Genomic DNA, 9,711 nt, shown 5'->3' on the forward strand with positions numbered 1-9,711 from the left:
GGTCTAGGCTGTTCGCTTGGCGTGTGTCAGGCGGCGAGATCGGGATGCTGGTATTGGAGACGGTGTTGAGGATCCGGCGCGAGCACGCGTCGGGGAAGGCCATCAAGGCGATAGCGCGGGACTTGCACCTGTCGCGCAAGGTGGTGCGCAAGGCGATCCGGGCGCCGGAGGCGGACATGGGCTACCGGCGGGAGGTGCAGCCGCTGCCGAAGCTGGGGCCGTTTCAGGCGCGACTGGATGCGTTGCTGGAGGAAGACGAGGCACGACCGCGGCGCGAGAAGCTGCGCCTCACGCGCATCCACGACCTGCTGCTACGCGAGGGGTTCGACGGCTCGTACGACGCGGTGCGGCGTTATGCGGCTCGCTGGCGGCAGGCGCGGCGTCGCGATGTGATGGATGCGCCGGCGTTCATCCCGCTGCTGTTCCGGCCGGGCGAGGCGTATCAGTTCGACTGGAGCCATGAGGACGTCGAGATCTCGGGCAAGCCGATGCGTGTAAAGGTCGCGCATGTGCGGCTGTGCGCATCACGGGTGATGTATGTGCGCGCCTATCCCCGCGAGACACAGGAGATGCTGTTCGACGCGCATGCGCGGGCATTCGCCTTCTTCGGAGGCGTGCCGACGCGCGGCATCTACGACAACATGAAGACGGCGGTGACGAGCGTGTTCACGGGCAAGGAGCGGGTCTTCAACCGGCGCTTCCTGGTCATGGCCAACCATTACATGGTCGAGCCGACCGCCTGCTCACCGGCGTCGGGCTGGGAGAAGGGTCAGGTCGAGAACCAGGTGCAGACCGCGCGCGGCCGCTTCTTCCAGCCACGCCTGCGATTTACCAGCCTCGAGGAGCTGAACGGTTGGCTGGAGGCCGAGTGTCGGCGCTGGGCCGACATGCACCGGCATCCCGAGCGGAAGGAACTGACGGTCGCCCAGGCATGGGCAGCCGAACGGGCGGTGCTCCAGCCTGTTGTCGCGCCCTTCGACGGCTTCCACGAGAGCGAGCACGCGGTAAGCGGCACTTGCCTCATCAGCTTCGACCGCAACCGCTACTCCGTTTCTGCCCGGACGGTTCGGCGCGTTGTGCAGGTCCGTGCCTATGCCGACCGCATCCTCGTGCGCTGCGACGGTGAAGTCGTCGCCGACCATCCCCGGTTCTTTGGCCGGGACCGGACCATCTACGACCCGTGGCATTATCTGCCGGTGTTGGCGACCAAGCCGGGCGCCCTGCGCAACGGCGCACCGTTCCAGGGCTGGGAGTTGCCGCCTGCGCTGTCACGGCTGCGGCGCAAGCTCGGCGCCGGCGACGACGCCGACCGGCGGTTCGTGCGGGTGCTGGCGACAGTGCTCGATGACGGGCTCGAGGCGGTGGAAGCGGCCGTGCGCGAAGCATTGCTGGCCGGCACCGCCAGCGACGACGTCATCGTCAACATCCTGGCCCGCAGGCGAGAACCGCCACGACCGCTAACCATTGTCACCCCCGAGGACCTGGCGCTGCGCCATCCGCCCCGCGCCGACTGCAACCGCTATGACAGCCTGCGAGGTCTCCATGCAGCGGCATGAGATGATGACGGCCATGACCGAGTTGGGGCTGAAGGGCATGGCTGGCGCCTTCGACGAGGCGGTCACCACCGGTCTCCAGCGCAAGCGCACGACCATGGAGGTCCTGACCGACCTGCTGCGTGCCGAGGCGACGCACCGCCATGCAGCGTCGGTCCGTTACCGGATGTCGGCCGCCAGGTTGCCCGCGGTGAAGGACCTCGACGCCTTCGTCTTCGATGACACCCCCATCAACGAGGGACTGGTGCGCTCGCTATACAGCGGCTCGTTTCTTCCGGGCCGGCGCAACGTCGTGCTTGTCGGTGGGACGGGCACAGGCAAGACGCACCTCGCCACCGCCATCACCACCAATGTGGTACGGGCCGGCGCCCGGGGGCGCTACTTCAACACGGTGGACCTGGTGAACCGGCTTGAGGAGGAAACGCGTCTTGGCAAGGCCGGCACGCTGGCAGCCCAGCTCTCCCGGCTCGATCTGGTGGTGCTCGACGAGCTTGGCTACCTGCCGTTCGCCCGCTCGGGCGGCCAACTGCTCTTCCACCTCGTCAGCAAGCTCTACGAGCAGACCTCGGTCATCGTCACGACGAACCTCGCCTTTGGCGAGTGGCCGACCGTCTTTGGCGACCCCAAGATGACCACCGCGCTGCTCGACCGCATTACCCACCATTGCGACATCGTCGAAACGGGCAATGACAGCTGGCGCTTCAAGCACCGCAGTTGACGCCCAGGACCACCGGCAGAGAACGCTTCGCGCTGGTTGCGCCTCCGGTCGGGCTACGCCCGCCCTACGCCGCAACCAGCGCGAACAAAGCGCCCGTCATACCCGTCACGCTGCTCGACGAAGGGGGTCCCTTTTGCACGCCGATAGGGGGTCCTTTTTGGACGCCGATTGACAATCACCTATATCCGCACGACGCGCGACCGTACTGTCGAAACCGGGGGCGTCTTCGCGCTTACCGTCGCTCGCGACCGCCATGTCGCAGGCTTTGCGGATGCTGGCATCAGCTTGGGGCGAGCCGATACGTCGGACGCCGCATTCCGGCCCTATGTCGGTCTTGGTGTACGTACACAGATCGAAGGTCGCACCGCGACCGCGGTCGCCGGCTATGCTGGTGCGCCCCTATCGCTGGTCGCGACCGGCGCGCAGCGCGCGCAGGTGGTCGGAACGGCATCAGCCGGTCTCTCCTATCGCATGACGAGCGGCCTCGAGCTCTTTTCCACCGTCGAAGCGCAGACCGGCCGCAACGATCATCGCGAAAGCATCAACTCGGGCGTGAGATTACGCTTTTAGCGCCAATCCGCGATCCGGGAGCGAGAGGAGGCGGTTCATCGGCGGAGGTTGTGGCGGCGGCCTGGCGGGGCAGACCGTCGTCCATCAACCGGGTCGGAAAGGCTATCGAGTAGCGCCCGATCAACCGCGCTGAACGCGGGCTGCGCCAAAACCGGCGAACGATCGTGAAAGCATCGCGATGGCAGCATGTTTAGCGCACCGGGCCGCTCCCGTCGTCCAAGCTGAAGCCTTGCGTGTTCGCCTGTCCTGGCGGGGCCAAGAATGATGGGATGGCGATCAAAATCGATGATCGCCCTGTGTGGCGGCAATCGTTCGCACTATCGGTGGCTGATTGCCCAGGATAATTCCGCCCGCTCCGCCCTGGGTGCTGGCTAAACGAATGAGCGTTGCGGCCCGGCGACGCAATCTCTCCGCTTCTACCGGAGCGGCCTTACGGGCGAGATGCAGTGTCAGCAGCGCCTCGTTCTCGAGTTCATCGATCGTCATGTCTCAACGCTAACGTCGTTACGTTCGATTTCTGCTGTAATACCTAGTGAACGCGTATTAAACAAATGCAGTTCTCGCCCATAAAAAATCCCCACATGCTTAACAAATGATCAAAGGTCGCTGGTTGTCGCTATGATGATCCCGCGAAGAAGCAGATGCGCGACCATGTGGGTACGATCCCGCGCTAGAAGCCTGTTCCTCATGTTCACGATATGCTGTTCGACAGTTCGAGGGCTGCTACCGAGCCCCTTCGCGATCTCCTTGGCGGAATACCCCTTCATGACGAGGCGGGCCACCTCTTCCTCGCGCTGCGTCAACGTGATGTGCGGGTAAGACGTCATCTTCGATTTTCCTGGATCTGTTTGCAGACCCAAGGGCGCCCAAGCCCCGTGCAGGCAGGCGCTGCCTGCCTGTCCATCCGTACTTTTACGTATCCGTCCGCGCGGATTCACAGGCCCACTGGGCCTGTTAGCGTCGCGCGCATCTAACGCGGAGCGACCATGAACCGACCAACACACGCCGTCAGCGATGCCATGCTGGAGCGCCTGCGCCTGGAGATGTCGCACTATTCGAATTTCATCGACCTCATTCTCGACGATCCGGATAACCGGTATGGCGGCGAAGACGGTCGGAGCACGCTGGTCGAGATGCTCGGCCTGCTGATCGGGCTCACCGGGTCCGAGGACGATGCCATCGCCTGGCTGATCAACTCGCGCGGGTTCAACGACGCGACGAACGACGATGTCTGCGTGGGCCTGGCGCACGGCAATTTCTGGACGCTGGCGGCCCATACCGACTGGCTGCGGGTCATCGACACCTATCGCGATCTATGCCCTGCGTTGATCGAGACCGTCTTTCGTAAGGGCGCTGCCCCCACGGGTGATATGCCGTGACCGTATCCGATCTGGGGCTGGGGCTGCTTCTGAGCGGCGCGATCTTGCTGGCGGCGGGTGAGATCGGCAAGCGCCGACAGGTGCGGACCATCGGCCTGGGCGCGCTGTTCACCGGTTGCGCTATGACCGTCATCGGCCTGCTGGCCGGATCGATCCCGACGGGGGCGTGACGATGGCGAACACTGGCGATCGATCTCCCACGGCGCACGATATGAACGAGGCAGAACGCCTGCTCCGTGCGCATCATTACGCCGAGGTCCTTCGCAAACGCCCCGAACTCGTGCTCGAGGCGGCAACCCGGATCGCCAAGGTCGTCGGGGCTGGCGAGGCCACGCTCGGTCAGCGGTTGTGGCATGCACTTCTCGGTAAGCCCCTCGACATGATCATCCGGTGCATGATGGCGGACGATGCCGACGGGCGACTTTTGCGTTCGAACAACCCGTTCTCGATGCTGATCGGGCAAGCCGACGTCGCGGCGCGCCGCCAGATCCGCCAGGATGCTCGAGAGCAATGTCAGTGACCGAGCGATCGACAGTCGCTGTGATCGACTTACAACCTCCGATCCTCGTTAGCCAACCGACGGTCGCCTAACGTCCATGTCCACCCTTGCCGTGGAAGAGGGTGGGATCGGCGTGGTTGGTGTGATCGGTGTTCCTTCCCTTCGGCCTTGCGACCTGTGCGTCGCCCCTGAGGACGTCCGCCGCCTGACTAAGCAACCCACGCCTGGGCGTCGAGCCAGTGGGAGCGTTCCGCGTGGGTGATATCGGTGCGTTACCTTGTGCATCGCTTATACGATCGGCTGATGCATCTCGCATCGGGAGATGAATCTTTGATCCTCCCCGAACGTCACCGCCGCTAACTCCTGGCAAAACGCCGTTGGTTTCATCCGGGGGATGGCGGCGCGATTCACGATACTGCTCCTTGCTGCGGTGAACGTATTGGGATGGTGAGTGATCGGTCACCGTTGGTATCGTCCAAACGTCGGGTCGGTCACTGGTCCGTTTCGCCGGTTCGGCGTCATATTGCAGGGTGTCGCCTGTGCTCACCGACCCAGCTGCAAGCTTTTCAGTGGCCAATTTCTTTTTGGCGATGGCATCAATGATTATGGACGTGGCGCGCAAAGCTTTTTCCTCGTCTCTCGCCGCGATCGCGCGGCTGAGGCGGAGAGCGGCCGCTGCATCGGCGTCGTTGCCCGCTCCCGTGGCGGCGTCCATCTCCGGTTCGTCGGCAATGGCAGCAGCGTCATGCGCTGTTGCATTACGCTTCGATCGTTTGGGCCATTCCCACTGGTCGACCGGAATCATGGAGACCGGCGACGGGCCGGGAAGTTCAAGCTTGCCTTTCGCCGACGCAGCCTGTGACATGAGCCGAACTTCTCGTCGATGCCGCTCCGCCGACAACAAGCGTTGGAACGATGGTTCTCCGGCGAAATGGCGCATCAGCGTGTCGATGGCAGGAGGCACGTTCTTGCCAAGGCGAACCTCGCCATCCGCGAAGGTCAGCAGATTGCTGTCGGCACGATGCTTGCGTAGCCAGAGCGACAATCGCTGGCGCCGTTGCGGATCGTAGCGCGAGGCGCGTGGCGCAGCGGCGACCCTGTCCCGGTTACGAGGCAGATAGCGGATCGGTGCAGAAGCTTCGACGCCACCCGCATGGGCGGCACGTGACGTCGCTGCGACAATAGTCGACCATTCTTGTGCGGCACGGTATTCGAGCCGGGCAAGAACGCGTCGCTCCGCCTCGCGTTCGGCCGGTGACGGGCTGTTCTGCTCCACCCAGGCGATATGCCGCTTCGCCTCGACGAGCAGTTCCACATCGCCGCTTAGGAGCTTGACCCTGTGACCAGGCATCGGGGTAAGCGTCTGGATTACGGCATCCGCGCGAGACCGTGCCTTTGCAATCGTGACTTCCGCCAGCTCCGCCTGGAGGCGTCGCCGAATAAGCCGACGCTGCAGCCGTTCATAACGTTCGAGCGCCTCCAGCGCCCGAACGTCATCCGGCACGGCAGCGCGGATCAGGGCGTTCTCGCCGGCCAGCGCCGCTTCATCCTTACGCACGCGTGCCTCACAGGCCGCTGCTTCATCGCCAAAGATGCGCTGAGCGTTGCGCGAACCGATCTCGGTTTCCAGCCCGCGCTTCTCGAACGCCATCGCCCGGTTTCCCATGTGCTCGAGCGGCGTCAGATCGATATTGTTGTCCTTGTAGGTACCGTGCAGATAGCGGACGATGCCGGGGGCGCCGTCTACCACCGCGTTTACGACATCGATGAAGCGTGTGCGCATCAATGCGGCAACGTCCACCTTACGCTGCTTTCCGTCCGTCGTCAGGCCACCGTCATAGCGGACCTTATTCTGTCGATGCGGGTGCACGCACTTGCCGTTCCGGCGCTCGACACGCTCGAAATCCCAACAGCCTTTCCCGACGTCGCCTATCGGTTCCAGCCACACAGCCTTGCGATCGTATAAGTCGATATGGATGTGGAAGTTGCGCTTGTCATTGGTCGCATCGGGTTGGTGGATGGCGCCCGCAACCATCCAGCCGTCCTTGTCCAGTTGGCCGCAGAAATCGGCGAGGATGTCGTAACGCTGCCGGGCCGACAGGCCATCGGGCAGTTCGCCAACGAAGCGATATTGGCAGCGCTGCGTTCGCCCCTGCCGCCACTCGAACAGCCCTTCATAGGCATCGGCATGGAGGTCCAGCCAGGCGAGCCGTTCATGCGCGACATCCGGCGTCACCCGGTCAAGAACGATCGGATTACGCTTTCTGATCGGGCCGGCCGTAGCGGACGTCCGGCGTTCCTCGTCAAGCGCGGCCTCCAGTCGCTCTTTCATCGGTCGCAGCCATTGGGGTGCATCCTTGAGCATCAACGCCAAGCGGAACGTACACGGATAATCCGTCGTAATGAGTTCGTACGTCTTGGGATCGGGCACGGTGCGTTCCGCGGCTTCGAACAGACTGCGTGCTGCAGACCAACCGCCGGGGATATTGGTATAGCGGCTCAATGCGTTCTTCTCGGCGCGTTCTGCTTGCTCGTCGAGCGCGTCCAGTTTCAGCTCGCCGAGCGAATCTGCGCTCCCTGTATCACGGCTGATATAGTCGAGATGTGATGCGATGGTGACGGCCGCGCCCTTGCCGACATAATCGAGATGCTCGGCCGCAGTCATTTGTGTCGCCCTGTGCGCCCGCACGACCCCATCCCTGCTTCGGGGCGGCCGGACCGGGGTGATCGGCTTGAAGTCGACATGCGGTATCCGGACGCCGCCCGACTGGCGATCGCGACCGGTCAGCGAACTAGGCCGGAAGAAGTCGACGGCCCAACCATAGGGCGGTGCTTTCCGAACCGTTTCGCTATCCTTGGCCCGCTGGTCGCGAAACCCGCCTCGCAACCAGTTCTTACCTACGGCTTCGTGCTCTGCCTGTTTCATCCGCGCCTCGAGCGCACGCACGTGATGCGCATAGACGGGTCGTGCCGGATCAGAAGCGTTGGCAGCGTCCATGTGGCTTAGTGTCCGGGTCACCCCGGTCAAAGGCAATACCCCCCACAGGCACGCCTTCCGCCTTCCGGAAAACCGCAGGTTGGAGGACCACGCCCCCTCCCCCACTCGGGTCCGGCATTACGCTTCAATTTGGCGCTGCCGCCAAATTGCGTTGTTGCGCCTCAAATTTCCTCCCCATCGGATTGAACTGGACTGGGTTTATCGAAGGCTCTGTTTTCTTGAGAAGGCGGAGGTTGTATGAACAAGACGCCGAACGAGGGCACGGCTCCGGCTGAGGGCGAAATGACACCGTAGGCTAGGGCCTCCCGTTCATAACCCTACGATGACAGAGAAGAAACGGTCGGGCGTCAGGCGTAGCGAGTAGCAACGCGTCGCGGATCTCTTCGAAAAGGCGCACGGGACGAGCAGCTTCATCGGCTGCTTCTCGACCTGCCTCCGTCACATCCGGACCGCGAGCAGTGGTGCGTCTGGATGGATGGGCGCGCCGCACCCTGGGTCCCGCGGACGCTCGTCGAACCCGATCTGAATTGCCCGTCGCGAGAGGACAGCAGGAACGTCTCGGCAGCGCGTTTCTACCCGCAGGCGGAAGGGCACGAAAAAGCCGCCGTCCGGTCTGACCAGACGGCGGCTTTCCTCGCCTATCGAAGGGTAGGCCTTCAGGCGAAGCGGACCACCACGTTGGTGTTCGCATTCTTGCGGCGACGCATCGCGAAGCCGACCGCGCCCATGCCCAGGATCATCAGCGCCCAGGTTGCGGGCTCGGGCACCGCGGCGACGCTCAGGATCGACGGAGTGCCATTCTGACGCGAATAGGTCAGCGTGATCGGACCCGTGTTCGTCAGGGTCACGGTGTCGGTGACTTGACCGGTCGGCCCCGAAACCGTGTTGCCAATGCGCGTGCCGTTCTGGAATACAGCGGCGCCATCATCGTGCGTGATGGTGAGCTTGTCCCCGGCATTGAAAGTGCCAAGGTTGAACGTGAAGAACGAGCCATAGAGCTGACCAGCGGCGCTGGCCGACGAGCTCAGGAACGAGGCGAGGCTGCCAAAGTTGGCGACTTGCGTCCCGTTGTACAGAACGGTTCCCGAGCCGGTGTAGCCGCTGATGTTCGCGGTGCTGAAGCCAAAGCTCGAGTTCAGATCGCCGCCAACACCGGCTTGCGGGGCATTGTTCAGGAAATTGAGGAGCCCCGTGTAGAGGAAGGAAGCCGACGCCGTGTTGGCGCCCGAGAACGGATTGCCGCTGGCAGTGTTAAAGCCGGCGCCATTGGTGACACCTTCGCTCACGGTCACCTGGTAGCTGCCGGAAAGCACGCCGGCTTCTGCGGGAGCGGCCGCTGCGGCAGCGATGCCGACAATTGCTATAGCAAACATCTTCCTCATGGCATCAGTTTCCTTGGTAAAGGGGGCTAGCGGTGATTCGCAAACGCCAACGTTAACGCCTGATTAATCCGAAAAAATGGTTTGTAAACCGCTTTCTAGACGGTGTTTCAAAGTGAAACGGAATGACGAGCTACTCGAAATGGCGCCTTTTGCTTGCGCGGCCGAGGAGTTCGAGTCGTCGCTAAGTTTGGCAAGCGAGTAACCAGATAGGTCAGACAAGCGATTGTCTTTAACAAATGTCATCTTTGCTTACCCAATCGAACGATCTCGAGATACGATCAGGGTCCGCACCCCTTTGTAAGCGTCGCGAGTCGACCAAGGCCTCGCGAGCAGACGGGGATGCGCGACCGGCTTGGCCGCTGAAGAGCAGCTCGAGCGGCTGGGGCCGTCTCTTCAATGGACCATGGTAAGCCTCGGCTGGACGACCGGCGGGCTGCACCCAGCATCCATGGTCCTCGCAAGACGCAGTACAATCGGTGGAAGCCTTGCGTGGAGCCTCGCGTTTCCACGCGCATCATGCCGGGACTGGCTGCGAGCGATGCCGAGCCGAGGACCGTCATGATCGACGCGACCCGGGCCCTCGCCAAGGCAGGCTCTACTTCGAGGCGCGCC

General features: G+C 63.2%; 10 protein-coding genes. 6 read left to right on the forward strand and 4 right to left on the reverse strand.

Annotation, left to right across the window (positions count from 1 at the left end):
- Nucleotides 1-44: 44 nt before the first annotated feature.
- From istA to RF701_RS17365, 3 genes are all read left to right on the forward strand, one after another.
- Entirely contained in the window at nt 45-1,556 is a 1,512-nt protein-coding gene (istA, locus tag RF701_RS17355; protein ID WP_017977238.1) for an IS21 family transposase, read from the forward strand.
- Nucleotides 1,543-2,271: an IS21-like element helper ATPase IstB gene (gene istB, locus RF701_RS17360; protein WP_017977237.1), complete on the forward strand. Its 729-nt coding sequence runs from the start codon at nt 1,543-1,545 to the stop codon at nt 2,269-2,271. The genes istA and istB overlap by 14 nt, the downstream gene beginning before the upstream one ends.
- Nucleotides 2,272-2,439: 168 nt before the next feature.
- Nucleotides 2,440-2,841, forward strand: coding sequence for an autotransporter domain-containing protein (locus RF701_RS17365; protein WP_308815794.1), 402 nt, complete (start codon nt 2,440-2,442; stop codon nt 2,839-2,841).
- 276 nt (nt 2,842-3,117) lie between these two features.
- Here the strand turns inward: RF701_RS17365 and RF701_RS17370 are convergent, their stop codons facing one another.
- Nucleotides 3,118-3,327, reverse strand: coding sequence for a hypothetical protein (locus RF701_RS17370; protein ID WP_308815795.1), 210 nt, complete (start codon nt 3,325-3,327; stop codon nt 3,118-3,120).
- Between the two features lie 110 nt (nt 3,328-3,437).
- Nucleotides 3,438-3,668, reverse strand: coding sequence for a helix-turn-helix transcriptional regulator (locus RF701_RS17680; RefSeq protein ID WP_288937362.1), 231 nt, complete (start codon nt 3,666-3,668; stop codon nt 3,438-3,440).
- Nucleotides 3,669-3,860: 192 nt separating this feature from the next.
- Here RF701_RS17680 and RF701_RS17375 point away from each other — a divergent pair, with 192 nt between their 5' ends.
- From RF701_RS17375 to RF701_RS17385, 3 genes are read left to right on the forward strand one after another with little or no spacing between them, the layout of a single operon-like run.
- Nucleotides 3,861-4,220, forward strand: coding sequence for a hypothetical protein (locus tag RF701_RS17375; protein ID WP_308815796.1), 360 nt, complete (start codon nt 3,861-3,863; stop codon nt 4,218-4,220).
- Nucleotides 4,217-4,390 (forward strand): hypothetical protein, encoded by a 174-nt coding sequence (locus tag RF701_RS17380; protein ID WP_288937358.1) that lies wholly within the window; start codon nt 4,217-4,219, stop codon nt 4,388-4,390. The genes RF701_RS17375 and RF701_RS17380 overlap by 4 nt, the downstream gene beginning before the upstream one ends.
- On the forward strand, nt 4,387-4,740 hold the full coding sequence (locus RF701_RS17385) for a hypothetical protein (RefSeq protein WP_308815797.1): 354 nt from the start codon (nt 4,387-4,389) through the stop codon (nt 4,738-4,740). Before RF701_RS17380 ends, RF701_RS17385 begins: the two co-directional genes overlap by 4 nt.
- A 67-nt stretch (nt 4,741-4,807) precedes the next feature.
- Here the strand turns inward: RF701_RS17385 and RF701_RS17390 are convergent, their stop codons facing one another.
- Together RF701_RS17390 and RF701_RS17395 are read right to left on the reverse strand one after the other, a co-directional pair.
- On the reverse strand, nt 4,808-7,717 hold the full coding sequence (locus tag RF701_RS17390) for a MobA/MobL family protein (RefSeq protein ID WP_308815798.1): 2,910 nt from the start codon (nt 7,715-7,717) through the stop codon (nt 4,808-4,810).
- 656 nt (nt 7,718-8,373) lie between these two features.
- Nucleotides 8,374-9,099, reverse strand: coding sequence for a PEPxxWA-CTERM sorting domain-containing protein (locus RF701_RS17395; RefSeq protein WP_308815799.1), 726 nt, complete (start codon nt 9,097-9,099; stop codon nt 8,374-8,376).
- Nucleotides 9,100-9,711 lie beyond the last annotated feature (612 nt).

Source organism: Sphingomonas sp. GV3, from assembly GCF_031082075.1.
In the GTDB taxonomy this organism is placed as follows: domain Bacteria; phylum Pseudomonadota; class Alphaproteobacteria; order Sphingomonadales; family Sphingomonadaceae; genus Sphingomonas; species Sphingomonas beigongshangi.

Bases quoted from the DNA above. Each gene is read 5' to 3' on its own strand.
- RF701_RS17370 (WP_308815795.1), bottom strand. From the start codon at position 3,327: ATGACGATCGATGAACTCGAGAACGAGGCGCTGCTGACACTGCATCTC.
- RF701_RS17680 (WP_288937362.1), bottom strand. From the start codon at position 3,668: ATGACGTCTTACCCGCACATCACGTTGACGCAGCGCGAGGAAGAGGTG.
- RF701_RS17395 (WP_308815799.1), bottom strand. From the start codon at position 9,099: ATGAGGAAGATGTTTGCTATAGCAATTGTCGGCATCGCTGCCGCAGCG.
- istB (WP_017977237.1), top strand. From the start codon at position 1,543: ATGCAGCGGCATGAGATGATGACGGCCATGACCGAGTTGGGGCTGAAG.
- istA (WP_017977238.1), top strand. From the start codon at position 45: ATGCTGGTATTGGAGACGGTGTTGAGGATCCGGCGCGAGCACGCGTCG.
- RF701_RS17375 (WP_308815796.1), top strand. From the start codon at position 3,861: ATGCTGGAGCGCCTGCGCCTGGAGATGTCGCACTATTCGAATTTCATC.
- RF701_RS17390 (WP_308815798.1), bottom strand. From the start codon at position 7,717: ATGGACGCTGCCAACGCTTCTGATCCGGCACGACCCGTCTATGCGCAT.